This window comes from Vibrio limimangrovi (assembly GCF_054064025.1).
Genome location: NZ_JBSUGF010000004.1, coordinates 52,117 through 77,944 on the forward strand (window position 1 = coordinate 52,117; position 25,828 = coordinate 77,944).

A 25,828-nucleotide genomic window follows, 5' to 3' on the forward strand; every position below is an offset into this window, starting at 1 on the left:
ATGACTCAAGATGAAATGAAAAAAGCGGCTGGTTGGGCAGCATTAAAATATGTTGAAAAAGGCAGCATTGTCGGTGTAGGCACTGGCTCTACCGTGAATCACTTCATCGATGCACTAGGTACTATCAAAGACGATATCAAAGGTGCAGTCTCTAGCTCTGTTGCTTCTACTGAGCGTCTAAAAGAGCTTGGTATCGAAGTATTCGAGTGTAACGACGTAATTAAATTGGATGTTTATGTTGATGGCGCTGATGAAATCAATCCAACGCGCGACATGATTAAAGGTGGCGGTGCAGCACTGACTCGTGAAAAAATCGTCGCAGCCATCTCTGAAAAGTTCGTGTGCATTGTGGACGATACAAAAGCAGTTGATGTTCTTGGTCAATTCCCACTGCCAGTAGAAGTGATTCCAATGGCTCGTTCTTACGTAGCTCGCGAACTGGTTAAACTGGGTGGTGACCCGGCTTACCGTGAAGGTGTTGTGACAGATAATGGCAACGTGATACTAGATGTACACAACATGAAGATTACCAATCCAAAAGAGATGGAAGACAAAATTAACAGCATCGCTGGTGTGGTAACAAACGGTCTTTTTGCTCATCGTGGGGCTGATGTGGTTATCACTGGCACCCCTGAAGGCGCAAGAATCGAAGAGTAACCCCCTAGGAAAACACCTATCAGGTTCATTTTTCGGTTATTTCATTACATACGGTGCTGCAAAGCACCGTTTTTCATTCTTTATCCAAATAAATTTATTCCTTATTCCGTAATTTTCTTACCCAAAGTAATTTTTTTTTGTTACTTTATTGAACAGAAGACGCATAAGGAAACGTTTGCCTCCTACAAAACTATTCATTATCCCCTTTTTGATGGTTTTGACCAATGTGCGCCATATTAGCCCACCTTTCCATTTTAAGGACGAGAAAAAAATGGCCAAAGTTTCACTGGAAAAAGAAAAGATCAAGATCCTACTACTGGAAGGCTTACACCCTTCTACAGTTGAAGTTCTTGAAGCAGCTGGTTACACCAATATCGAATATCACAAAGGTTCACTTCCTGAAGATGAACTGATTGAAGCAGTTAAAGATGTTCACTTCATTGGTATCCGCTCGCGAACCAACATCACTGAAGAAGTACTTAACGCAGCAAACAAACTGGTTTCTATTGGCTGTTTTTGTATCGGTACCAACCAAGTAGATCTAGGTGCAGCCGCTAAACTTGGTATTCCTGTATTTAATGCTCCATTTTCAAATACTCGAAGCGTAGCTGAACTAGTTTTAGGACAAATTCTACTGCTTCTTCGCGGTATTCCTGAAAAGAACGCTCTAGCACATCGCGGCATCTGGAAAAAGAGCGCTGACAACTCATACGAAGCGCGTGGAAAACGTCTGGGTATTATCGGTTACGGCCATATCGGTACTCAGTTGGGTATCATCGCTGAAAACCTCGGTATGCGCGTTTACTACTACGACATCGAAAATAAACTGTCACTTGGTAACGCGACACAAGTTCATACAATGAGCGAGCTGCTGAATAAGTGTGATGTCATCTCATTGCATGTTCCTGAAACTCCGGGAACGAAAAACATGATGGGCGAAGCTGAATTTTCTCGCATGAAACCTGGCGCAATCTTTATTAACGCAGCTCGCGGTACGGTTGTAGATATTCCTGCACTTTGTAACAGCTTAGAATCAGGCCATCTTGCTGGTGCGGCTATCGACGTATTCCCTGTTGAACCAAAAACAAACGCTGACCCATTCGAATCACCGCTAATGAAGTTCGACAACGTTATCTTGACACCTCACGTCGGTGGTTCTACTCAAGAAGCTCAAGAAAACATCGGTGTAGAAGTTGCAGGTAAGCTTGCGAAATACTCTGATAATGGTTCAACGCTTTCAAGTGTTAACTTCCCAGAAGTTTCTCTGCCTGAGCACGGTGGTGAATGTTCGCGCTTGCTACACATCCACAAAAACCGTCCAGGTATCCTGACTCAGATCAACACCATTTTTGCTGAAGAAGGCATCAACATTGCGGCTCAGTACCTACAAACCGCAGCTGAGATTGGTTACGTGGTTATCGATGTGGAAACAGAGCGTTCACACGAAGCACTAGGCAAACTGAAAAGTATTGAAGGCACGATTCGTGCTCGTATTCTTCACTAAGAAGAACACAAACGACAAAGGCAGGGAGATTTCCCTGCCTTTTTTATTTTTCACGAGTCAGATTAGTATTATTTCAACTTATAAATGACGTCGACTTGATCTCGGATTACGATCGTAGAATCTTGATAACTGTTCGCGCTTTGCTTACTGTCCATTGCCATTGAGCGCATTAATACCGGCGCTGGATAATTATGGTTATAATTCACACGCCAGATATCACCGAGCTGCTTACCAAAACCAGATGCCAACGAAGCCGCACTTTCTTGAGCATCTTTTATCGCTGCCATACGTGCTTTCTGTTGATACTCTGCTTGATTGCTCACTTTAAGCTGGATATCGTCTACCTGATTAATACCCGTCTGTATCGCCATATCTAGATATTGGTTTAGATCTGCCAAATTCGTCACGGTGACATTTATGCTGCGAGAAGCACGGTAACCGACGAGCTCAGCTTTACCTGATTTCGGGTAATGATATTGTGGAGCAAGGTAGAGATTCGAGCTTGTGATGTTATCTTTTGACAAGCCAGCATCAGCCAGGTTTTGCAAAAAATCATCAACCGTCTTATCCACTGACTGCTTAGCTTGCTCTGCGGTCATCGTCGTATCCACAACCTTGACGGAGAAAGTGGCCATATCTGGCGTAGCAGTTACTTCGCCATAACCCGTGGTAGTAACGTGAGCAAATTCAGGTGTATTGGCAAGCACTGAAACACTAGCAAAGCTGAGCACGGAAGCCAGCAAACACGAATACAGTTTCATTCAACAGTTCCATCCATAATAAAAACAGTGGGCTACCCCAAATGCTAACAAGATTTAGTCATTAACGACCAATGTCGTGGGAATAGATGGGTTGATAATAGAAACTTTTGGCGATTATCCAACCACCTTAGTTCACTTCTAACACAACTTTGACTGTGTAATCTCAGTGTGATTTTTCATCAAAGCAACACTGTCGTGGACCTGATTAACCAGTAGATGACAAGCAAAATCGACTACGCCGCTATCGAGAGTTTTGCCCAGCAAGTAAGAGCGGTTATTAACTACGATGGTATTATCGTTTCTGCCCAAAATAAAAAGCGAGACCAAGAAGGCCTCGCTTTTCAAATACCTAATCGCGCAGATTAAGCTTCGACTTTGTTCAGATGAACATCCATTTGTGGGAATGGGATCTCGATACCATTCGCATCCAATGCTTCTTTAATGCCTTGCATTGCATCAAAGTAAACACCCCAGTAATCCGCAGTTTTAACCCAAGGGCGAACGACAAAATTCACAGAAGAGTCAGCCAGAGCCAGTACACCGATCGTAATGTCAGGATCTTTTAGGATACGAGAATCTTTCTCTAGCGTTTCACGGATAACTTTTTTAGTTAGCTGTAGATCCGCTTTGTAAGAAACACCAATCACTAGATCGACACGTCGAGTTGAGTGACGAGAATAGTTAGTAATTGCGCCACCGATAACAGAAGCATTAGGCACTATAACCATTTTGTTATCCGGGGTTTTCAGAACCGTTTGGAAGATTTGAATCGCTTCAACGCTACCAGCAACACCACCAATCTCTACATAGTCACCTGATTTAAACGGACGGAATGCGACAATCAGTACGCCTGCCGCAAAGTTTGATAGCGAACCTTGTAGAGCAAGACCAACTGCAAGACCTGCCGCACCAATCACAGCAACTACAGATGCCGTTTGAACACCTACGCGGCCAAGAGCAGCGATCAGTACGATAACGAAAAGTAGGTAACGAACAAGACCGTGAATAAATTCAACGACTGCCTTATCCATCTTTTTCTTTTCAAGTACTTTTGCCACGCTACCAGCGACTGCTTTAACGATAATATTACCGATAAATAGGATAATCAGCGCTGAAATAATGTTTACACCATACTGAACAAGTAGGTCTGAGTTATTTGAAAGCCACGTTTCAGCTTTAGTCAACCCGTCGGTTAACGTGGTATCGATACCCATCGATTCACCTGCCATAATTCTTATCCTCAAATAAAAATATAAAACCAATTGCCGTTTAGTTATGAACCTTGTCTTTTACAGGCTCTTATTGAAAACAATATTGCTATTGTCAAACTGACCAGAGTCAGATTTTTGGCACGATATATCAACCTTGACGTTTTACAAAGTCAGAATTTCGCAAATGCATGCAAAACAAGACATTATCAGAGTTTTCCTATATCGGCTTGTTACAGGTTACGCAATGCGCTGCCTTTTATCTACTTCTTAATGCCGAAACTCACCTATATTGAACACAAAATAGCCAAAACAAGCTCAAGATGAAGATATAAACCCAGATGCAACATCAAAACACTCTATCAAACCTCTTTAATAAACTGCGATGAATTAAGCCAACAATAAACTTTAGATATAAAAAAACCCGCTCAGTGAGCGGGTTTTAAAATAACTAAATTCAGACGAATTATAGCACGTCGATTGCGTTAAGGTCTGCAAAAGCTTGCTCAAGACGAGTAACCATTGAAGCTTGACCAGCACGTAGCCATACGCGTGGATCGTAGTACTTCTTGTTTGGCGCGTCTTCGCCAGTTGGGTTACCGATTTGACCTTGTAGGTAATCGTGGTTTTCAGCTTCGTACTGACGGATACCATCCCAAGTTGCCCACTGTGTATCAGTATCGATGTTCATTTTGATAACACCGTAGCCGATAGACTCTTGGATTTCTTCTTGAGAAGAACCAGAACCACCGTGGAATACGAAGTTTAGAGAGTTCGCTGGAAGACCGAATTTCTCAGAAACGTACGCTTGAGAGTCACGTAGGATAGTTGGAGTAAGAACAACGTTACCAGGCTTGTAAACACCGTGTACGTTACCGAAAGATGCTGCGATAGTGAAACGGTGGCTGATAGCGTTTAGTTTCTCGTATGCGTACGCAACGTCTTCTGGAGAAGTGTATAGCTCAGATGAATCCATGTCAGAGTTATCAACGCCGTCTTCTTCACCACCAGTACAACCTAGTTCGATCTCTAGAGTCATGTTCATCTTGGCCATACGCTCTAGGTATTTAGCACAGATTTCGATGTTCTCTTCTAGAGACTCTTCAGAAAGGTCGATCATGTGAGAAGAGAATAGAGGTTTACCAGTTTGAGCGAAGTACTCTTCACCTGCGTCTAGTAGACCGTCGATCCATGGTAGAAGTTTCTTAGCAGCGTGGTCAGTGTGTAGAATCACTGGAACACCGTAAGCTTCAGCTACAGCGTGTACGTATTTAGCGCCAGCAATCGCACCCAAGATTTGAGTACCTTGACCTTCAAGTTTTAGACCTTTACCAGCAAAGAAAGCAGCACCGCCGTTAGAGAACTGAACGATAACTGGAGCTTTAGCTTTTGCAGCTGCTTCAAGAACTGCGTTTACAGAGTCAGTACCAACACAGTTTACTGCTGGAAGTGCGAAGTTGTTTTCTTTTGCAACTTCAAATACTTTCTGAACGTCATCGCCAGAGATAACACCTGGTTTTACGAAGTCGAAGATCTTAGACATGGATTTAATCCTATTTATCTGTCGTTTTTAAACAAAAACTTGTTAAGTTGAAAATCTTGCAAACGTTTGCTCACAACTGAGGCTATTTTAGCAGAGTTCCTCTGACGTTGCAGCAAACAAGAAAGCGGGAGAGTAACTCCCCCGCTTTGCTTTAATTACTTAGCGCGTGCTTCTAGCATTTCTACTGCTGGAAGAACTTTACCTTCTACGAACTCAAGGAAAGCACCGCCGCCAGTAGAGATGTAAGATACGTCAGCTTTGATACCGAACTTGTCGATAGCAGCTAGCGTGTCACCACCACCTGCAACAGAGAAACCAGCAGATTTAGCGATAGCTTCTGAAATGCCTTTAGTACCCGCTTCAAAGTTCTTGAACTCGAATACACCTACAGGACCGTTCCAAAGGATAGTTTTTGCATTGCTGATGATTTCAGCAAGAGCCGCCGTTGAATCTGGACCCAGGTCGAAGATCATGTCGTCATCTTGAACATCTGCAACGTTCTTGATTTCAGCTTCTGCGTTTTCGTCAAATGCTTTCGCACATGCAACGTCAGTAGCAACTGGGATAGAACACTCTTTCATTAGTTTTTGAGCTGTTTCGATAAGGTCTGCTTCGTATAGAGACTTACCTACGTTGTGGCCAGCAGCTGCGATGAATGTGTTCGCGATACCACCACCAACAACAAGTTGGTCAGCAATTTTAGATAGAGATTCTAGAACGGTTAGTTTAGTAGAAACTTTAGAACCACCAACGATAGCAACTAGCGGACGCTCTGGGTTGTCCATTGCTTTGCCTAGTGCTTCTAGCTCAGCAGCAAGAAGAGGGCCAGCACAAGCAACTGCAGCGTGCATACCAACGCCGTGAGTTGACGCTTGAGCACGGTGAGCAGTACCGAATGCATCCATTACGAACACGTCACAAAGCGCAGCGTATTTCTTAGATAGCTCTTCTTCGTTTTTCTTCTCGCCTTTGTTGAAGCGAACGTTTTCTAGAACTACAAGTTCACCAGCGTTTAGCTCTAGGCCATCTAGGTAATCTTTTGCTAGTTTAACTTCGTAATCAAGTGCGTCGTTTAGGTAGTTAACAACAGGTTGTAGAGAGAACTCTTCAGCGTACTCACCTTCAGTTGGGCGGCCTAGGTGAGAAGTCACCATTACTTTAGCGCCAGCTGCAAGACAGTGCTTGATAGTTGGTAGTGAAGCCAGGATACGTGCATCAGAAGTCACTTTGCCATCTTTCACAGGTACGTTTAGGTCCGCACGGATAAATACACGTTTACCTGCAAGATCCAGGTCAGTCATCTTGATTACAGACATGTTGTGTCCTCTCAAATATTTAATAATTAAAGTTTTGAAAACTCGGCAACCCTGCCAAGCCTGTTAATTCGTCAAACTGGTTATAGAATATGGAGACTTACAATATTTATTTCAAGGATAAAAATAAATATTTTTCCATCTCTGCGCTGTGTCTTACTCCGCAGCTTGCATTGCTAAAGCGGTATCCAGCATCCGATTAGCAAAGCCCCATTCGTTATCACACCATACGAGCATTTTTACTAATTGCCCGTTGCTCACTCTGGTCTGAGTTCCATCCACGATCGCACTATGGGGGTCATGGTTAAAATCGATGGAAACGAGCGGCGATTCAGTATAGTCAACAATGTCACGTAATGTACACTGAGATGCCTTGACGATGGTTTGATTTACGTCATTAACTTTCACATTTGTACTAATTGTGACGCTTAAATCCATTGCAGTAACGTTAACTGTCGGAACTCGAACAGAAATCGCTTCAAATTTGTTAGAAAATTTCGGGAAGATTCTTTCAATCCCCTTATGCAATTTGGTGTCAACGGGGATAATAGATTGGCTTGCAGCACGTGTACGACGTAAATCGCTATGGTACGCATCAATGACCTGTTGATCATTCATGGATGAATGGATAGTCGTAATGGTGCCAGACTCAATCCCGAATGCTTCATCTAAAACTTTAATGATAGGAACGATACAGTTGGTAGTACAGGAACCATTAGAAACGACGACATGCTCGTCTTTTAATGTCTCATGGTTTACGCCGTAGATGATGGTGTTATCGATATCGGCAGAGCCTGGATGGGAAAATAGTACTTTTTTAGCACCAGCCGCGATATGGGCTAAACCATCAGCTTTGGAGCCGTAAACACCGGTACAATCCAATACAATATCAACGTCTAGGTCGTGCCAAGGGAGCAGCTCGATATCGGCAAGATGAAGTATTCGGATGGCATCATATTCGCCCATCTCTTGCTGACATGAACTGTGGTGAACATATAAATGCTCTTGGTCATGAGAGATCTTTTTGCCAAAACGGCCATGACTGGTGTCATATTGAAGTAAGTGCGCCATCGCTTCAGGCTGAGCCAGTTCGTTTACTGCAACAACCTTGATCTGCTGATGTTTGCCGCTTTCATATACAGCTCGCAGAACATTACGACCTATACGCCCAAATCCATTGATCGCAATCTTTAGCATTAACCCTTCGCCCTACCAGAAATTTCGTGTCACAGATAGTACCCGATTAGCCCCCGATAACAAACAAAAACGCATTAAGTCTGTGCCTTTAAATGGCACTATTTACAGAAAAACTCACTCAGAGAACATAAACATCCGGGCATGGCTGCTTACATTCTTTTTGATAATACATACAGCATATTGTCTTGTGGTGTATTTCACTGTATCCGTCAGCCTGCCGAAAATGTCACTTCTCGACTTATTTTCAAGTGGTCTAATTTCATTGCTATAACGGCGGGCGTAGACTTGCGCCGTGCATCAGTCATCATGTGCACAACTTTAAAAAAGGTTATTAATCAAATAATTGCCGACATAAATATAAAATACATCCCTCATAATTCTACGTTATATATCTGCTTTGTTTATCAGCAATTGCTGCAAATAACATCGCCAGTTACCACATACAAACACGGTAGCCAGGCCTGTGCTGCAAGCGCTTATTGGTAAACAAATAAGCAGGCACTGCTACGCTCATTATTACCGTATTTGAAACTATCCATATGCGAACGGCTTGCTCACAGGAAAATATTTATCAACTTAACCTTGTGAGTCCCCGGAATAGAAAGTTTCAACGGCACAAAATAGTTCAGCACTTCATCCTTATTATTCTAAAAAACATTTAAATGTTAGGAATCAATGGAAGCTATGAATAAAAAACCTCCTCACCTGAAGGCATCCGCTCAACAGATGTCACGCAGGAATATGCTTAAGGGGATGGCGTCAATTGGCATACTCACGCTTGTTGCTCCACTCTCCCTGAGCGTAATGGCGCAGGACTCGGCACCTGCTGACCCCATAACTCTCTTCACACTCATTTCAGAGCGTTTGACTCAACACCAAGGTCTCTCTCCTATCCTCTCTGAACGTTTCTTCCAAACATTGCTGGAGCACAACCCGAGGTTTGAGGCCAACCTACAGGTATTGGCTAAAGAGATGGCGCAAATAAAAACTCAGTTACTGGCGACCACTCTGACACCAGCATCGCAGCAAACGGCCAAAACCATCGTTTCAGCCTGGTATACCGGTATCGTAGGATCAGGCACTGAGGCGCAGGTTATTACCTACCGTCACGCACTGCAATTTCAAGCCGTCGATGATGTTCTGGAAATTCGTTCATATTGTCCCAACAAGCCTGGTTTCTGGGCTGAAAAACCGATTGAGAGGAAAGTATAATGACCACCACCCAACAAGCAGATGTCGTTGTTGTAGGCTCAGGCGTAGCGGGCGGATTGGTCGCGCATCAATTGGCTCTGGCTGGCAAATCTGTCATCATTCTGGAAGCTGGTCCGCGTTACTCCCGTGGGGAAATTGTCGAGCGCTTTCGCAACCAGCCGGACAAGATGGATTTTATGGCGCCTTATCCTTCAACTCCCTACGCGCCGCATCCGGAATTTAACCCAGATAATGGCTACCTGGTACAAAAAGGTGAACAGACCTATGACGCGCAGTATATTCGCGCCGTCGGTGGTACCACATGGCACTGGGCTGGTTCGGCCTGGCGTTATATCCCGTCGGATTTTAAACTCAAATCTCTTTACGGTGTTGGTCGCGACTGGCCACTGGAGTATAAAGATCTCGAGCTTTGGTATCAGCGCGCCGAAGAAGAACTTGGTGTTTGGGGACCAAGCGATGAAGAGCTTGGATCTCCGCGATCTAAACCGTATCCAATGGTGCCGCTGCCTATCTCATACAACGAGAAGGTCATCAAAGATCGCCTCAATGACAACGGCTTTTATGTCGTCACTGAACCTGTAGCCCGTAACAGCCGCCCGTACGACAACCGCCCGACTTGCTGCGGTAACAACAACTGTATGCCTATCTGTCCGATTGGTGCAATGTACAACGGCATCACTCACGTCGAAAAAGCAGAAGCCGCTGGTGCTAAGTTGATCGATAAAGCCGTGGTATACAAAATAGAAAAAGGGGCCGACAACCGTATCGTCGCAGTGCACTACAAAACCCCGGACGGTGAATCGGTGAAAGTGGAAGGCAAATACTTTGTCCTGGCCGCCAACGGCATCGAGACGCCAAAACTGATGCTGATGTCCGATGTGGGTAACAGCTCAGACATGGTCGGCCGTAACCTGATGGATCACCCAGGTACTGGCATCCGTTTCTTCGCTGATGAAAAACTGTGGCCAGGCCGCGGTGCGCAGGAAATGACCTCCATAATCGGCTGGCGAGATGGTGATTTCCGTTCTGAATACGCTGGTAAGAAAATTCACCTGTCGAACATGTCGCGTACCGACCAGATGACGAAAGAAATTCTGGCGCAGGATCGCCTGATCTTGGGTAACGCACTGGATAACGAAATTCGTGATAAAGCAGCTCGTTACGTCCAGTTTGACAGCTTCCATGAACTGCTGCCGCATCCGGAAAACCGGATTATTGCCAGCAGCTCGAAAGATCTAATGGGCATTGCCAAGCCAGAATTCTATTACGCGATAGATGATTACGTGAAACGCAGTGCGGTGCATACCCGTGAAGCCTACACCAAAATCGCTCAGTTGATGGGTGGAACCGAAATACAATACAGCGACGATTTCTCCAATAACCAGCACATCTGTGGCACTGCAATCATGGGTGACAACCCGAAAGACAGTGTGGTGGACAAAGACTGCCGTACCCACGATCACGATAACCTGTTTATTGCCAGCTCCGCTACTATGCCAACAGTCGGTACGGTCAACTGTACTCTGACCATCGCCGCACTGTCGCTGCGTATTGCTGCCACACTGAACAAGGAGGTGTAAGCCATGGCACTGAAACGGTTAATCCTGTCAGTGATTGCACTGGCTGTCATCGCCCTTGGCCTGATTGTCAGCGGAGTTTGGGGACCAAGCGGTCACAACCCTGCGCCTGATCAGCAGATACAGACCATGCAAATGCCGCAGGGCATGCAGCGCGGTGAGTATGTCGCCAGAATGTCCGACTGTACCGCCTGTCATACCACCGAGAAAGACAAACCTTTCGCTGGTGGTTTAGGCATGCCGCTGCCTATCGGCACTCTCTATTCAACCAACATCACACCGGATAAAGAGACTGGCATCGGTAACTACTCGCTCGACGATTTCAAACGCGTCCTACGCGAAGGCATTCGCAACGACGGCAGTTATCTGTACCCAGCCATGCCATATACCGAGTACACCAAGCTATCAGATAGCGATATTGAGGCGATGTATGACTACTTCATGAACTCAGTTCAACCAGTCACACAAGCCAATCGCCCGAATGATATCCCGGCACTGCTGTCAATGCGCTGGCCATTGGCTATCTGGAACTGGATGTTCCATGAGCAAGGCGCGTATCAGACCCGACAGGATCAAAGTGAGGAGTGGAACCGTGGCGCCTATCTGGTACAAGGTTCAACGCACTGTGGAACCTGTCATACCCCACGCGGTTTAGCCATGCAGACCACCGCCAATGATGAATCTCAACCGGGCTTTTTGTCCGGCGCGGATTTGGCTGGCTGGCATGCGTTTAATATCAGCAATGATGACGCTAATGGTTTGGGTAGCTGGAGTAATGAGGAAATCGTACAGTATCTGAAAACAGGCTCTGTGGCTGGGAAAGCTCAGGCAGCAGGCCCAATGGCCGAAGCTGTAGAAAACAGTTTCCGTCACCTGACTGACGATGACCTGAATGCAATTGCGGTTTATCTGCGCTCGGTTCCGGGAGTCTCAGAAAACGGCACATCACGTTATACTCAGGGCGAAGCTGTGCCGCAGGATCTACGACTACGCGGACTGCCGATAGAAACAGCACGCCAAAAAATGCCGGGTAAATACCTGTACATGGCGAACTGCAGTACCTGTCACGATGCAGATGGCAGCGGCTCACCGGATGGCTACTACCCTTCTGTTTACCACAACAGCGTGGTCGGCAGCGAGAAAACAGGTAACCTGATTCAGGTCGTACTGCACGGTGTGAAACGCCACACCAACGAGGGGGAAGTGTTTATGCCATCCTTCGGCCAGCATCTGTCTGATGATGAGGTTGCCACCTTGGTGAACTTCCTGACCGTTACCTATGGTCAGGGTGATGATAAAGTGCAGCCACAAGATGTCGCCAAGCTACGCGCCGCAGCAGAGTAAGTTTTTGGTAAAGTAAGTATTATTTAGCGCTTACGAGAAGGCCTTGTCGGATGACAAGGCCTTTTTCTTTCAGCTCGAACTTTGCATTGCGTAGTTACTTACGCTAATTGTTCTTTCTTATTAAGCTAGCAGTTCTTTCGCTGTGTTTACTACGTTTTCAGTAGTAAAACCAAACATCTTGAACAGTTCGCCTGCTGGTGCAGATTCACCAAAGGTAGTCATACCGATGATCTTGCCGCCGAAGCCAACGTACTTGTACCAGAAGTCTGCAATGCCCGCTTCGATAGCGATACGTGCGGTTACGTCTGCTGGCAGTACTGCTTCGCGGTAAGCGGCGTCTTGCTTGTCGAATGCATCTGTTGATGGCATTGAAACAACGCGTACTTTTTTACCTTCTGCAGTTAGCTGCGCTGCTGCTTCAACCGCTAGCTCAACTTCTGAACCTGTTGCGATAAGGATAAGCTCTGGCTTGCCTTCGCAATCTTTCAGGATGTAAGCACCTTTCGCGATGTCTGCAACTTGCTCTGCAGTACGCTCTTGTTGTGCCAGATTCTGACGAGAGAAGATAAGCGCAGTTGGCGCATCTTTACGTTCAATCGCTAGTTTCCAGGCCACTGCTGATTCAACCTGGTCACATGGACGCCATGTGCTCATATTCGGAGTCAGACGTAGAGAAGCCATTTGCTCAACTGGTTGGTGAGTCGGGCCATCTTCGCCAAGACCGATAGAGTCGTGAGTGTAAACCTGGATGTTCTGGATTTTCATCAGAGCAGCCATACGCATTGCGTTACGTGCGTATTCCATGAACATCAGGAAGGTTGCACCGTAAGGAACGAAACCACCGTGTAGCGCGATACCGTTCATGATCGCTGTCATACCGAACTCACGCACACCGTAGTGGATGTAGTTACCTGAGAAGTCTGTCGCTTCCAGAGACTTAGAGCCAGACCACATTGTCAGGTTAGAAGGCGCAAGGTCAGCAGAGCCGCCCATGAATTCTGGAAGCATTTGGCCAAATGCTTCTAGCGCATTTTGAGATGCTTTACGTGACGCAATGTTTGCTGGGTTAGCTTGCAGATCAGCAATGATTTGGTTCGCTTTCTCTTCCCACTGTGCAGGTAGTTCGCCATTGATACGACGCTTAAGCTCTGCCGCTTCTACTGGGTAAGCTGCAGCGTACGCTTCGAATTTCTCGTTCCATGCTGCTTCTTTTGCTGCACCCGCTTCTTTCGCATCCCACTCTGCGTATACGTCTGAAGGGATTTCAAATGGACCGAATTCCCAACCTAGGTATTCACGTGCAGCTTGCACTTCGTCTTGACCAAGTGGTGCACCGTGACAGTCGTGAGAACCAGACTTGTTAGGAGAACCAAAACCGATGATAGTCTTAGTACAGATTAGCGTAGGACGAGGGTCTGCTTTTGCCGCTTCAATTGCTGCATTAATTGCTTCAGAATTGTGGCCATCTACCGCTGGGATTACGTGCCAGCCGTACGCTTCAAAACGCTTAGGTGTATCGTCAGAGAACCAGCCTTCAACGTGACCATCGATAGAGATGCCGTTGTCATCCCAGAACGCGATCAGTTTGCCAAGGCCAAGCGTACCTGCTAGTGAACACGCTTCGTGAGAGATACCTTCCATCAGACAGCCATCACCTAAGAACACGTAAGTGAAGTGGTCAACGATGTCGTGGCCTTCTTTGTTGAACTGGGCTGCCAGTGCTTTTTCAGCCATCGCCATACCAACTGCGTTAGTAATGCCTTGACCCAGAGGACCCGTTGTCGTTTCGATACCTGGTGCGTAACCGTACTCTGGGTGACCTGGAGTCTTAGAGTGAAGCTGACGGAAGTTTTTCAGATCGTCGATAGATAGCTCGTAACCACTTAGGTGTAGTAGAGAGTAAATCAACATTGAGCCGTGGCCATTTGAAAGTACGAAACGGTCGCGGTCAGCCCATTCTGGGTTAGATGGATTGTGGTTTAGGTGAGAGCGCCAAAGAACTTCAGCGATATCAGCCATACCCATAGGTGCACCTGGGTGACCAGAGTTAGCTTGTTGAACACCATCCATGCTTAGAGCACGGATTGCATTGGCAAGATGTTTACGAGACGACATGTCTGCTCCTGAGTACGTTAAGCGAAACGAAAAAATTGGTCATAATTCTCTCAAAGCCCCTTAGGGAGCGCAAACGTTTTCAACCCCAAAAGCTCACAAATATTGCATCTGTGAATTTAATTTCCTCGAAACTCTCAAAATCTTAAATATCCCAGGCAAACGTTTGGCTGTGACAAAAATCAAAAAAGAGCTTGTAATTCGAGCAATCAAAATTAGAATAGCCGTCTAGATGTAGATACACCTGCATATATTAGTATTATTTTGCGCTGGAGCGTTTATCATGCTCCAGTTTTAAACCAGATATAGTGGAGCTAACATGGCTAAGCACCTGTTTACTTCTGAGTCAGTATCAGAAGGTCATCCAGATAAAATTGCAGACCAGATTTCTGATGCGGTTCTTGACGCGATTCTAGAGCAAGATCCAAAGGCTCGTGTTGCATGTGAGACTTACGTTAAAACCGGTATGGTAATGGTAGGTGGTGAAGTAACGACTTCAGCATGGGTTGACATTGAAGAGCTAACTCGTGAAACCGTTCGTGAAATCGGCTACGTACACTCAGATATGGGTTTTGATGCGAACTCTTGTGCGGTACTAAACACAATTGGTAAACAGTCACCGGATATCAACCAAGGTGTTGATAAAGCAGATCCAAAAGAGCAAGGCGCTGGTGACCAAGGCATCATGTTCGGTTACGCATGTAACGAAACTGAAGTTCTAATGCCAGCTCCGATCACTTACTCTCACCGTCTTGTTGAAAAACAAGCTGAAGTACGTAAAAACGGTACACTACCTTGGTTGCGTCCAGACGCGAAATCTCAGGTTACGTTCCAGTACGACCAGGGTAAGATCGTAGGTATCGATGCTGTTGTTCTTTCAACTCAGCACTGTGATTCAATCTCTACTCCAGACCTGCGTGAAGCAGTAATGGAAGAGATCATCAAGCCAGTTCTTCCTTCAGAATGGCTCAGCAAAGAGACGAAATTCTTCATTAACCCAACCGGCCGTTTCGTAATCGGTGGTCCAATGGGTGACTGTGGTCTGACTGGCCGTAAGATCATCGTAGATACCTACGGCGGCGCAGCTCGTCACGGTGGTGGTGCATTCTCTGGTAAAGATCCATCAAAAGTTGACCGCAGTGCAGCATACGCAGCGCGTTACGTAGCGAAAAACATCGTTGCAGCTGGTATGGCTGACCGTTGTGAAATCCAACTGTCTTACGCAATCGGTGTTGCTGATCCAACATCTATCATGGTGGAAACGTTCGGTACTGAGAAAGTATCTCACGACATCATCATCGAAGCGGTGCGTCAGTTCTTCGATCTACGTCCTTACGGTCTACAAGAAATGCTTAACCTTCTGCAGCCAATGTACAAGAAGACAGCAGCATACGGTCACTTCGGTCGTGAAGAGTTCCCATGGGAAGCGACTGATAAAGCAGACATTCTTCGCGATTTCGCTGGCATCAAGTAATCACGCCAGATTCGGAATCTACAAAGCCCTCGCCTCTTGGTGGGGGCTTTTTGTTTCGTCCTATCCCCTTCTTCCTTTATCCACCAGCCAAAATTGACCGAACAAATTTCGAGCAAATAGTTGTAAATTGTCCCAACTCTGCCAATAGTTAAAATATTGTTAAATGGCGTTTCAATAACAACCCGGATGTGAGCTAGTGTAACGACAGAAACCTTGGGAATACACGAGCCATACATCCTTATGACTAAAACCTACCAGGGGTTGGGTAAGTCATTATTGAGATAATTGCGTAGGAATAAACCAAGGAGGAGTTATGCCTCGAACCGTCAATCCATCCGACTTCCACGGCAAGCGAAAGGAAGTCCCAGATAACGAATACGCTAGAACGATTCCGTGCAACACGGTTAACCTCAGTGCCCCGTTCCATTGGCTCGCGCTGGGGTTGCATGATTTCGTACGAATGCCGCTGATCAGCGCGTTCTATGGACTCTGCTTTATGGCTGCAGCTATCGGTATCGTGCTGCTTATACAGTGGCAAGGAACACACCTTGTCGTCATGCCTAGCCTGATTGTTTATATGCTTATCGGCCCGTTTTTAGCGCTGGGCTTATACGATGCCAGTTGGGAAAGAGAACGTGGACATAAAGCTCGCCTGTTCCACTCAATGAAAGCCATTGGGCGTAATTCAAGCTCACAATGGGCCTTTGCGGTTCTACTAGCGGTTTGTATGATTTTCTGGATGCGTATTGCGGCACTTCTTCATGCCCTATACCCATCAGTACAAGGCGCCCCATTGACTGAGTATTTGCCATTTTTGGTGATTGGTTCGCTCATCGGTTTCATACTAGCCAGTGTCGTATTCAGTATTTCTGCATTTTCAATTCCATTGATGATGGAACGCCGCGTCGACATGATGACCGCAGTTTTCACCAGCTTCAACGCCGTGAAATCCAATATCCCGGCGATGATTGTTTGGGCCGCGATCATCTGTGGTGGCATATTAATTGGCTTTGCGACCTACGGTATCGGAATGCTGTTTACTATGCCGATTCTCGGCTACGGTACCTGGCATGCCTATCACGCAACCATTAAGAAAAAACACACACCATAAATCAGTGATGCTATGATCCAGCCCTCGCAACTGCGGGGGCTTTTTATTAAGCCTTTCTATTTAACTGAAGCGGAGTAAAGATGGACATTGAACTGAGCTACCAGGCAAAACAGGCAATGGCACATTACATTGCGATAGCTGAGCAAGCCTTCAAGCGCTCATTCCCTCTTCCAGGCATGACGTATAATGTGCGTGGCAAAGCTGCCGGAAAAGCCTATCTTCAGTTGAATGAGATTCGTCTTAACCCGATTCTGTTCAAAGAGAACAAACATGCCTTTTTACAAGAAGTCATCCCGCATGAAGTGGCCCATCTGATCACTTACCAGGTATACGGCCGAGTGCGCCCTCACGGCAAAGAGTGGCAAACCGTAATGGAATCGGTCTTTAACGTACCAGCGAAAACCACACACAGCTTCGAAGTCTCTTCTGTTCAAGGCAAAACCTTCGAGTATCGCTGCCACTGTACAACTTACCCGCTTTCCGTCCGTCGCCATAATAAAGTGCTCCGCAAACAGGCGGTGTACTCATGTCAGAAGTGTCGTCAGCATCTTAGCTTCACGGGTATTCAGCTTACCTAGAGCGTTACTAAAAATAACCAACAAGTTTCAACCTTATATTTTTCTTTTCTAATTATTAACTTGCTTATTACGAAAGCCAATATCTGAGTGATAGAATGGATAAAGTCATACTTTTTAAAGACTTTAACCATGAAATATCTGTTCTCTTTATTCATTCTCGCACTGTCCAGTGCAGCAGTAGCCGCGCCACCAAGCTCCTTTTCAGCCGCGAAACGCGAAGCTATAAAAATCTATAAGGATCATCCCACCAGCTTTTACTGTGGTTGTGATATTCAGTGGCAAGGCAAGAAAGGCTTACCCGACCTTTCCTCTTGTGGATACCAGATACGAAAGCAAGAAACACGCGCTTCTCGTATCGAGTGGGAACACGTCGTTCCAGCCTGGCAATTTGGACACCAGCTACAGTGCTGGCAAAACGGCGGCCGTAAAAACTGCTCGCGCAATGACAAAACATTCCGCTCAATGGAAGCGGATCTGCATAACCTGACCCCTGCGATTGGTGAAGTAAACGGTGACCGTTCTAACTTCAACTTCAGTCAGTGGAATGGCGTTGACGGCGTCAGTTATGGTCGTTGTGAGATGCAGGTAAACTTCAAACAGCGTAAAGTTATGCCACCAGACCGTGCACGCGGATCAATTGCTCGTACTTACCTTTATATGAGTAAAGAATACGGATTCAAACTCTCCAAACAACAAACTCAACTAATGAGCGCATGGAACAAAACCTACCCTGCTGATAAATGGGAATGTGAACGTGATAAGCGTATTGCCAAAGTTCAGGGCAATCACAACCCATTTGTTCAAGAAGCTTGTCACGCGCTGTAAAAACACAAACAGCGAGAGCAAATCCCCCTTTATTGCTGAGGCGTTTCATTGACCCGAAACGCCTCTTGCCCCTTGTTTTTTCGATGGAATGCATCCATGTTAGGAACTAAGTTTATTCTCTTGCTGGAAATCTCATGCGTATCCCTCGAATTTATCATCCGGAAACCATTCACCAACTTGGCACACTTGCATTAAGTGAAGACGCTGCAGGCCATATCGGCCGTGTACTTCGCATGAAGGAAGGTCAGGAAGTTCTACTATTTGACGGCAGTGGCGCTGAGTTCCCGGCAGTGATAAGCGAAGTCAGCAAAAAGAATGTCATGGTGGACCTCACTGAGCGTGTTGAAAGCAGCATTGAATCTCCATTAGATCTGCATCTTGGCCAGGTCATTTCACGTGGCGACAAGATGGAGTTCACAATCCAAAAATCGGTAGAACTTGGGGTTAATACCATTACCCCCCTTATTTCAGAACGTTGTGGCGTTAAACTCGATCATAAACGTTTTGAGAAAAAACTGGTTCAGTGGCAAAAAATCGCCATCAGTGCGTGTGAGCAATGCGGACGTAATGTCGTCCCGGAAATTCGACCAATCATGAGCTTGGAAGAATGGTGTAAAGAAGAGTACGATGGTCTGAAACTCAATCTTCACCCTCGTGCAAAATACTCGATCAACACCCTGCCAACACCTGTTGAAAAAGTTCGTCTGCTGATCGGCCCTGAAGGCGGTTTGTCGTCAGAAGAGATCGATATGACCCGCGAATACCAATTTGAAGAGACGCTCCTCGGCCCACGTGTTCTGCGTACCGAAACCGCGGCTCTTACCGCAATTACAGCCTTACAAGTTCGTTTCGGCGATCTTGGTTAAAACGGAGAAAAATAATGATCAAACTCGGTATTGTAATGGATCCAATTTCGTCCATTAACATCAAAAAAGACTCTAGCTTTGCCATGATGCTTGAAGCGCAACGCCGCGGCTATGAAATCCACTACATGGAAATGAATGATCTTCATCTCGACCAGGGTGTCGCGGTTGCCGACACGAAAGTGGTAGAGCTGAAAGAAGATCCAAATGGCTGGTACGAATTCAAATCAGAGCAAACCATCGAGTTATCTGATTTAGATGCAGTTCTGATGCGTAAAGATCCTCCGTTCGATACTGAATACATCTACGCGACTTACATTCTTGAGCGAGCAGAAGAAAAAGGCACACTGATCGTCAACAAGCCTCAAAGCCTTCGTGACTGCAATGAGAAGCTCTTTACTGCTTGGTTCCCGGAATTAACCCCAACTACCATCGTGACGCGTAAAGCTGAAAAGATTAAAGCCTTCCGCGAGCAACACGGTGACGTAATCCTTAAGCCGCTTGATGGCATGGGTGGCGCATCTATTTTCCGCGTTAAAGAGGGTGATCCGAATATATCGGTGATCATCGAAACGTTGACTAACCATGGTCAATACTACGCGATGGCACAGACCTTCGTGCCAGACATCAGCAATGGTGACAAGCGTATTCTCGTGGTTGATGGTGAACCAATGCCTTACTGTCTGGCGCGCATTCCAGCGAAAGGCGAAACGCGCGGTAACCTTGCTGCAGGTGGTACAGGTGAAGCTCGCCCACTTAGCGAAACGGATCTGCAAATTGCTCATGCCGTTGCTCCAACACTAAAAGAAAAAGGCCTTATCTTCGTAGGTCTTGATGTGATTGGCGATAAGCTGACTGAAATCAACGTTACTAGCCCAACGTGTATTCGCGAAATCGAAGCAGCGTTTGATATTTCAATCACGGGCAAACTGATGGATGCGATTGAACGCCGAGTTAAAGGCGAATAAATAGGGTCTGTTTATCTTACGTGGTTAATTTTTGTTCGAGATAAAAGCGTTTTAATCGCGGCGAGAGGTTTGTAGCCTAGTCATTCTAAGCAAAACACCTCTCAGCAAAGAGTAAAGCGCTTTTAGCCGAACCCTTCGGGCAGCGTTTGTGGCTACTTTCTACTGCGTTATCGGCTTATCAGGTAGGCCAACTACATTTCAAAGCCTCTGCCTTGTATAAAGAACCCACAAACAGCTGCAAAAATCAGCACGAAAGGTCAACAGACCCTAAATATATAGTAAAGTTATAAGAGAGAGCCAGATGTTAACTTAAGCAAATTCATGCATATAAATGAATCTGCTTAAGTTCATTTACGAGTCTGAAGGGTCGGTATGAGTATGAACCTCACAAACCATTTTTTAGTCGCCATGCCTGGAATGAAAGATCCCTATTTCCAGAATAGTGTTATCTACGTTTGCGAACATAACGAAGAAGGCGCAATGGGATTAATTATTAATGCTCCTGTCGACATCACTGTGGGTAACATGCTTAAGCAAGTCAAGGTGCAACCTGTGCATCCGCGCTTGTTTGAAGCAAGTCTGGACAGACCGGTGTATAACGGTGGACCGATTTCAGAAGACCGTGGCTTTATCCTGCATAAACCCAAAGATTATTACGAATCGAGTATTCAGATGACCGACGATCTTGCGGTCACTACCTCTCGCGACATTCTGTCGGTGCTGGGTACCGAAGCTGAGCCTAGTGACTATTTAGTCGCACTGGGCTATTCAGGCTGGAGTGCGGGCCAGTTAGAAAACGAGTTAGTTGAAAACTCTTGGCTGACCATTGAGGCTACACCCGAAATCATCTTTGATACCCCAATTACTGAGCGTTGGAAAAAAGCAGTAGAAAAACTGGGTATAGATCCGAGTCAGCTTTCTTCTGACGCAGGGCATGCCTAATAAGCCCAGATAATTTTGATTAAGATTTGAGACTCTTTATGTCACGTACAATTATGGCTTTTGACTTCGGTACGAAAAGCATCGGAAGCGCCATTGGCCAGGAAATAACGGGGACCGCCTCTCCTTTAAAAGCGTTTAAAGCCAACGATGGCATCCCAAACTGGGACGACATTGAAAAACAGATCAAAGAGTGGCAACCCGATCTGCTGGTTGTTGGTTTGCCGACAGATCTTCACGGTAAAGATCTGGAAACCATAACTCCCCGAGCAAAAAAGTTCGCTAATCGTTTACATGGTCGTTATGGTTTGCCCGTTGAGCTTCATGATGAACGTTTATCCACTGCAGAAGCACGTGCGGATCTGTTCGAAATGGGCGGTTATAAAGCGTTGTCGAAAGGTAATATAGACTGCCAATCTGCGGTTGTTATTCTGGAAAGCTGGTTCGAAAAGCTTTGGGGTGCGTAAACTCACTTAAAAATAAAAGGTTGGCGCTTGCCAAAATACTGTTCACTCAACAACTAGTAGAATATTCCAGTCCTCGGTCATCCTGGACAACGACAAAGGAGCGTGATTCAGGATCTTCTATCCGATCACTCTGATATCAAAGGTATTTCTCAATATTCTCAGCGCGCTGATATTAGATTCCTAGTCTCGCTAAGGCTCGCTGGAATGACCCTATAAGAGTCGTTAAGTGACTGGTATTATAGCTTCTGCCAACCTTTTTGATCCTCAGGAAAGATCTAGTCCATATCGATCTTAACGTTCGCCAAACTTCCCGTTGCCAATGGCTCACCACGCTGAGTTTTCAGCATCAAACGCAAGTCGTTAGCAGAATCCGCACTGTGTAGTGCATCCTCTTCACTGATTTTCCCTTGCATCACCAATTTGTACAGTGACTGGTCAAAGGTCAGCATCCCGAACTCGTTTGAGCGCGCCATGGTCGATTTCAGTTCATGCAAATCACCTCGTCGGATCAAATCTGAAATACGCGGGCTGTTAAGCAAGATCTCAAACACACCGTGACGTCCCTGCCCGCTTTTATCGCGGATCAACTGCTGACCAACCACTCCTTTCAAGTTCATCGAGAGATCAAACAAGAACTGCTCTTTTTGATCTATTGGCACTAAATGAAGGATGCGCTCCAAAGCTTGGTTGGCGTTGTTGGCATGCAAGGTCGCCATACACAAGTGACCTGTTTCAGCAAACGTCATTGCGTACTCCATTGTCTCCCGGCTGCGGATCTCCCCGATAAGGATCATATCAGGAGCCTGACGCAGAGAGTTTTTCAGTGCCACTTCATAGCTTTCCGTATCTAAGCCGACTTCACGCTGGGTGACAATACAACGCTTGTGTTCATGAACAAATTCGATCGGATCTTCTACCGTTAGGATATGCCCGGTTTTGTTGCTGTTCCGGTAGCCAGTCATCGCCGCCATTGTGGTCGACTTACCCGAACCTGTTGCACCAACCACCAGCACCAGACCTCGCTTTGCGATCGCTAAATCTTGTAGCACTAAAGGTAATTTAAGCTGTTCAAAAGTAGGAATGTCCGTTTCAATGCGACGAATAACCGCTCCTGGCAACTCACGTTGGAAAAAAGCACTGACACGGAAGCGGCCGAAATCCCGGACGATAGCGAAGTTAGATTCACGGCTTTGACGAAACTCCTGACGTCGCTCTGAATCCATTGCATTGTCCAACAACAGCGCCACATCGTTTTCGGTTAATTTGTTGCTTTGCGGGCGAAGCTCACCATCTACACGAAACAAGATAGGTGCGCCAACTGTGATGTAAAGATCCGACGCTTTAAGCGCCAACATACCTTCGAGAAATTTATTCAGATCCATCTTCCGTATCCACCGTTATTTCTATAAGCGTTACGAAAATTGCTGCACTTCAAGCCCAACTTTGCTGTCGGCCTCTTCGTGAGAAACAATACCTTGTGCAAGGAGCTGACGGGCATTTTGTTCCATCGTCTGCATCCCATGTGCCGCACCAGTCTGGATGATCGAATACATCTGAGCGACTTTGTCTTCGCGAATCAAGTTTCGAATTGCCGGTGTCGCCATCATGATTTCATGGCAAGCAACACGTCCACCACCATTACGTTTCAACAGTTTCTGGGCGATAACGGAACGCAAAGATTCGGATAACATCGAGCGAACCATGTCTTTATCGCTGCCGGGGAACACGTCAATAATACGGTCGATGGTTTTCGCAGCTGAACTCGTGTGCAACGTACCAAAAACTAAGTGACCAGTTTCAGCAGCGGTCAACGCCAGACTGATGGTTTCTTTGTCACGCATCTCACCAACAAGAATGACATCCGGGTCCTCACGCAATGCACTGCGCAAGGCGTTTTGAAAGCTATGAGTGTCACGGTGAACTTCACGCTGGTTGATCAAACATTTGTTATTGGTGTGAACAAATTCAATTGGATCTTCAATTGTGAGAATGTGCTTATTGTGATTACGGTTGATGTAGTCGACAATGGCAGCTAAAGTCGTCGATTTACCAGAGCCCGTTGGTCCAGTGACCAGTACCAGGCCTTTCTGCCCGTTAGCTATCTTGCGGAAGATATCTGGCGCATCGAGTTGTTCTAGTGTTGGAATATTACTCGGGATGGTACGAAACACCGCAGCGCAGCCGCGAGATTGGTGAAATGCGTTGACACGAAAACGTCCAACGTTTTGTAGTTCAAACGAGAAATCGACTTCGAGTTTTTCTTCGAACTCACTGCGTTGTGCATCGTTCATGATTTCGAAAACCAAGCGATGCACTTCTTGATGTGTAAACGCCGGAATGCCCAGCTTTCTCACGTCCCCATCAATTCTGATCATTGGTGGGACACCTGCAGAAAGATGTAGATCTGATGCATTATGTTTTACACTAAAATCCAGTAACTCAGTGATATCCATTTAAAATCCTTAAGTCTAAAGTACAGCTATGAGTAGTATTCAACAAAATATTGAACATATCACCTCTCAAATCCGAAACGACGAGCAAAAATGCGGCCGTTCTCCTGAGTCAGTGCAACTTTTAGCGGTAAGTAAAACTAAACCCGTTGAAGCCATTCTTGAAGCTTACCAAGCCGGTCAAACGGCATTTGGTGAAAACTATGTTCAGGAAGGCGTTAATAAAGTTCAGCACTTTGCAGAGCATTATCCAGAAAATCGCATAGAATGGCACTTCATCGGGCCTATTCAGTCCAATAAATCCCGTCTTGTCGCTGAACATTTCGATTGGGTTCACACCATTGATCGCGCTAAGATTGCCCAGCGCCTGAATGATCAACGTCCAGGTGAACTAAAACCACTGCAAGTGCTTATTCAAGTAAACACCAGTGGTGAAGATTCAAAGTCTGGCGTAACCGACGCAGAAGTATTCGATCTGGCTGAGTTGATTTCTCGCCTACCCAACCTCACTTTAAGAGGATTGATGTCTATCCCTGCTAACGTCTCAGACTATGATTCACAGCTTCATGAGTTCCAGAAACTGGCGAAATTGAAGCAAGATCTTGAACAGCAATACCCAGAAATAGACACATTATCCATGGGTATGAGTGGCGATATGACGGCGGCTATCGACGCAGGCAGCACCATGGTACGAATCGGAACTGCTATTTTTGGTGCTCGTGACTACAGTGCAAAAAGTGAATAGTCAGCAAGAGTAAATTAAGAACCGACTCAAAAACCGCTGCAGTTTAGCAGTAAAACGTATCATTTATCATGCAGTTAATTGCATTTTAAAGTAGCAAAGCATCACAACGGAAATCAGACAAATGGAACATAAAAAAATTGCCTTCATTGGTGCAGGTAACATGGTCAGAGCCATTATTTCTGGCTTAGTAGCGAATGGTTACCCAGCGCAAAATATAGTGGCAACCGCCCCTTCAGAGACACGTCGCTTGCCACTTGAAAAAGATTTTGGCATCCGTACCACCAGCGACAACATCCTTGCGGCTTCAGAAGCGGATGTGGTGGTTTTGTCTGTGAAACCACAAATGATGGCCGATGTATGTAAGCCTCTGCAATCTGTCGATTTCAGCAACAAATTGGTGATTTCTATCGCGGCGGGCATTAATTGTTCACGCTTAAATGAGATGCTAGCGACGAAGTTAAACCTTGTTCGTGTCATGCCAAATACGCCTTCTCAGTTAGGCTTGGGCATGAGTGGTCTTTTTGCGCCTGAGCATGTAACTGAGCAGGATAAAGACTTCGCTGCACAACTGATGCAGGCGGTAGGTGAAGTTTGCTGGGTGGAACGAGAAGCCGGCATCAATAGTGTGATTGCAGCTGCGGGAAGTGCTCCGGCTTATTTCTTCTTGTTTATGGAGGCGATGCAAGCAGAAGCGATCGCACAAGGTTTCGATAAAGAGACCGCTCGCCTGCTGGTTCAGCAATCGGCATTAGGTGCAGCCAGCATGGTAGTCAACAATCCGGATACCGAGCTATCTACACTGCGTGAAAATGTCACCTCTAAAGGTGGGACAACAGCGGAAGCTCTGCGAACGTTCAACGAACATCAGCTTTCTGATATCGTAGCCAAAGCAATGCAGGCAGCGGTTGCTCGCGCGGAAGAAATGGAAAAACTATTTTAATTACCTGGATGATTCTCGAGAAAAAGTCATCCATCACTTG

General features: G+C 45.9%; 24 protein-coding genes. 16 read left to right on the plus strand and 8 right to left on the minus strand.

The genetic code is table 11. The features are described from left to right. Together rpiA and serA are read left to right on the plus strand one after the other, a co-directional pair. The gene (gene rpiA, locus ACWYU8_RS04280; RefSeq protein WP_457517468.1) at window positions 1-657 is read left to right on the plus strand and encodes a ribose-5-phosphate isomerase RpiA; all 657 of its coding nucleotides are present in this window, start codon (window positions 1-3) and stop codon (window positions 655-657) included. A gap of 271 nt (window positions 658-928) precedes the next feature. Continuing rightward, window positions 929-2,161 carry a phosphoglycerate dehydrogenase gene (gene serA, locus ACWYU8_RS04285; RefSeq protein ID WP_457517469.1) on the plus strand — a complete coding sequence of 411 codons (1,233 nt, stop codon included), beginning with the start codon at window positions 929-931 and terminating at the stop codon, window positions 2,159-2,161. A 68-nt stretch (window positions 2,162-2,229) separates the two neighbouring features. Here the strand turns inward: serA and ACWYU8_RS04290 are convergent, their stop codons facing one another. Continuing rightward, window positions 2,230-2,922, minus strand: coding sequence for an oxidative stress defense protein (locus tag ACWYU8_RS04290; protein ID WP_457517471.1), 693 nt, complete (start codon window positions 2,920-2,922; stop codon window positions 2,230-2,232). A gap of 216 nt (window positions 2,923-3,138) precedes the next feature. On the opposite strand from ACWYU8_RS04290, the gene ACWYU8_RS04295 reads away from it, so the two are divergent. Then, window positions 3,139-3,288 carry a hypothetical protein gene (locus ACWYU8_RS04295; RefSeq protein WP_457517473.1) on the plus strand — a complete coding sequence of 50 codons (150 nt, stop codon included), beginning with the start codon at window positions 3,139-3,141 and terminating at the stop codon, window positions 3,286-3,288. On the opposite strand, the gene mscS is transcribed toward ACWYU8_RS04295, so the two are convergent. From mscS to epd, 4 genes are all read right to left on the minus strand, one after another. Beyond that, a complete protein-coding gene (gene mscS, locus ACWYU8_RS04300; RefSeq protein ID WP_457517474.1) occupies window positions 3,285-4,151 on the minus strand; it encodes a small-conductance mechanosensitive channel MscS in 867 nt (288 codons plus the stop codon). The genes ACWYU8_RS04295 and mscS overlap by 4 nt on opposite strands. A gap of 445 nt (window positions 4,152-4,596) precedes the next feature. Continuing rightward, window positions 4,597-5,673 (minus strand): class II fructose-bisphosphate aldolase, encoded by a 1,077-nt coding sequence (fbaA, locus tag ACWYU8_RS04305; protein ID WP_444495939.1) that lies wholly within the window; start codon window positions 5,671-5,673, stop codon window positions 4,597-4,599. Between the two features lie 155 nt (window positions 5,674-5,828). Then, window positions 5,829-6,989, minus strand: a complete 1,161-nt coding sequence (locus tag ACWYU8_RS04310) for a phosphoglycerate kinase (protein ID WP_457517476.1) — start codon at window positions 6,987-6,989, stop codon at window positions 5,829-5,831. 153 nt (window positions 6,990-7,142) lie between these two features. After that, complete coding sequence (gene epd / locus ACWYU8_RS04315; protein WP_457517477.1) at window positions 7,143-8,183, minus strand: erythrose-4-phosphate dehydrogenase; 1,041 nt, start codon at window positions 8,181-8,183, stop codon at window positions 7,143-7,145. A 684-nt stretch (window positions 8,184-8,867) separates the two neighbouring features. Here epd and ACWYU8_RS04320 point away from each other — a divergent pair. Genes ACWYU8_RS04320 through ACWYU8_RS04330 form a run of 3 tightly spaced genes read left to right on the plus strand, consistent with a single transcriptional unit; the run spans window position 8,868 to window position 12,316 of the window. Continuing rightward, window positions 8,868-9,395 (plus strand): sugar dehydrogenase complex small subunit, encoded by a 528-nt coding sequence (locus tag ACWYU8_RS04320; RefSeq protein WP_457517478.1) that lies wholly within the window; start codon window positions 8,868-8,870, stop codon window positions 9,393-9,395. After that, a complete protein-coding gene (locus ACWYU8_RS04325) occupies window positions 9,395-10,975 on the plus strand; it encodes a GMC family oxidoreductase (protein ID WP_457517479.1) in 1,581 nt (526 codons plus the stop codon). The genes ACWYU8_RS04320 and ACWYU8_RS04325 overlap by 1 nt, the downstream gene beginning before the upstream one ends. 3 nt (window positions 10,976-10,978) lie before the next feature. Next, window positions 10,979-12,316, plus strand: coding sequence for a c-type cytochrome (locus ACWYU8_RS04330; RefSeq protein ID WP_457517480.1), 1,338 nt, complete (start codon window positions 10,979-10,981; stop codon window positions 12,314-12,316). A 120-nt stretch (window positions 12,317-12,436) separates the two neighbouring features. On the opposite strand, the gene tkt is transcribed toward ACWYU8_RS04330, so the two are convergent. After that, on the minus strand, window positions 12,437-14,431 hold the full coding sequence (gene tkt / locus ACWYU8_RS04335; protein WP_457517481.1) for a transketolase: 1,995 nt from the start codon (window positions 14,429-14,431) through the stop codon (window positions 12,437-12,439). Window positions 14,432-14,747: 316 nt separating this feature from the next. On the opposite strand from tkt, the gene metK reads away from it, so the two are divergent. The 8 genes from metK to ruvX all read left to right on the plus strand — a co-directional run bounded on the left by metK (window position 14,748) and on the right by ruvX (window position 21,653). Continuing rightward, a complete protein-coding gene (gene metK, locus ACWYU8_RS04340; RefSeq protein WP_457517483.1) occupies window positions 14,748-15,902 on the plus strand; it encodes a methionine adenosyltransferase in 1,155 nt (384 codons plus the stop codon). A gap of 313 nt (window positions 15,903-16,215) precedes the next feature. Further along, window positions 16,216-17,013: a DUF2189 domain-containing protein gene (locus ACWYU8_RS04345; protein ID WP_457517485.1), complete on the plus strand. Its 798-nt coding sequence runs from the start codon at window positions 16,216-16,218 to the stop codon at window positions 17,011-17,013. A gap of 80 nt (window positions 17,014-17,093) precedes the next feature. Then, window positions 17,094-17,591: a SprT family zinc-dependent metalloprotease gene (locus ACWYU8_RS04350; RefSeq protein WP_457517487.1), complete on the plus strand. Its 498-nt coding sequence runs from the start codon at window positions 17,094-17,096 to the stop codon at window positions 17,589-17,591. A gap of 129 nt (window positions 17,592-17,720) precedes the next feature. After that, the gene (gene endA, locus ACWYU8_RS04355) at window positions 17,721-18,416 is read left to right on the plus strand and encodes a deoxyribonuclease I (protein ID WP_457517489.1); all 696 of its coding nucleotides are present in this window, start codon (window positions 17,721-17,723) and stop codon (window positions 18,414-18,416) included. A gap of 134 nt (window positions 18,417-18,550) precedes the next feature. Next, complete coding sequence (rsmE, locus tag ACWYU8_RS04360; RefSeq protein ID WP_457517490.1) at window positions 18,551-19,282, plus strand: 16S rRNA (uracil(1498)-N(3))-methyltransferase; 732 nt, start codon at window positions 18,551-18,553, stop codon at window positions 19,280-19,282. Window positions 19,283-19,296: 14 nt separating this feature from the next. Continuing rightward, window positions 19,297-20,247, plus strand: a complete 951-nt coding sequence (gene gshB / locus ACWYU8_RS04365) for a glutathione synthase (RefSeq protein ID WP_457517492.1) — start codon at window positions 19,297-19,299, stop codon at window positions 20,245-20,247. Between the two features lie 378 nt (window positions 20,248-20,625). Beyond that, entirely contained in the window at window positions 20,626-21,189 is a 564-nt protein-coding gene (locus tag ACWYU8_RS04370; RefSeq protein WP_444495967.1) for a YqgE/AlgH family protein, read from the plus strand. Window positions 21,190-21,227: 38 nt separating this feature from the next. Continuing rightward, window positions 21,228-21,653, plus strand: coding sequence for a Holliday junction resolvase RuvX (gene ruvX / locus ACWYU8_RS04375; RefSeq protein WP_457517494.1), 426 nt, complete (start codon window positions 21,228-21,230; stop codon window positions 21,651-21,653). Window positions 21,654-21,928: 275 nt separating this feature from the next. On the opposite strand, the gene ACWYU8_RS04380 is transcribed toward ruvX, so the two are convergent. Together ACWYU8_RS04380 and ACWYU8_RS04385 are read right to left on the minus strand one after the other, a co-directional pair. After that, window positions 21,929-23,035: a PilT/PilU family type 4a pilus ATPase gene (locus ACWYU8_RS04380; RefSeq protein WP_457517495.1), complete on the minus strand. Its 1,107-nt coding sequence runs from the start codon at window positions 23,033-23,035 to the stop codon at window positions 21,929-21,931. 30 nt (window positions 23,036-23,065) lie between these two features. Continuing rightward, entirely contained in the window at window positions 23,066-24,106 is a 1,041-nt protein-coding gene (locus ACWYU8_RS04385) for a type IV pilus twitching motility protein PilT (protein ID WP_457517496.1), read from the minus strand. 28 nt (window positions 24,107-24,134) lie between these two features. Here ACWYU8_RS04385 and ACWYU8_RS04390 point away from each other — a divergent pair, with 28 nt between their 5' ends. Both ACWYU8_RS04390 and proC read left to right on the plus strand, forming a co-directional pair. After that, window positions 24,135-24,848, plus strand: coding sequence for a YggS family pyridoxal phosphate-dependent enzyme (locus tag ACWYU8_RS04390; protein ID WP_457517498.1), 714 nt, complete (start codon window positions 24,135-24,137; stop codon window positions 24,846-24,848). Window positions 24,849-24,969: 121 nt separating this feature from the next. Next, the gene (gene proC, locus ACWYU8_RS04395; protein WP_457517499.1) at window positions 24,970-25,788 is read left to right on the plus strand and encodes a pyrroline-5-carboxylate reductase; all 819 of its coding nucleotides are present in this window, start codon (window positions 24,970-24,972) and stop codon (window positions 25,786-25,788) included. The last annotated feature ends 40 nt before the right edge of the window (window positions 25,789-25,828 follow it).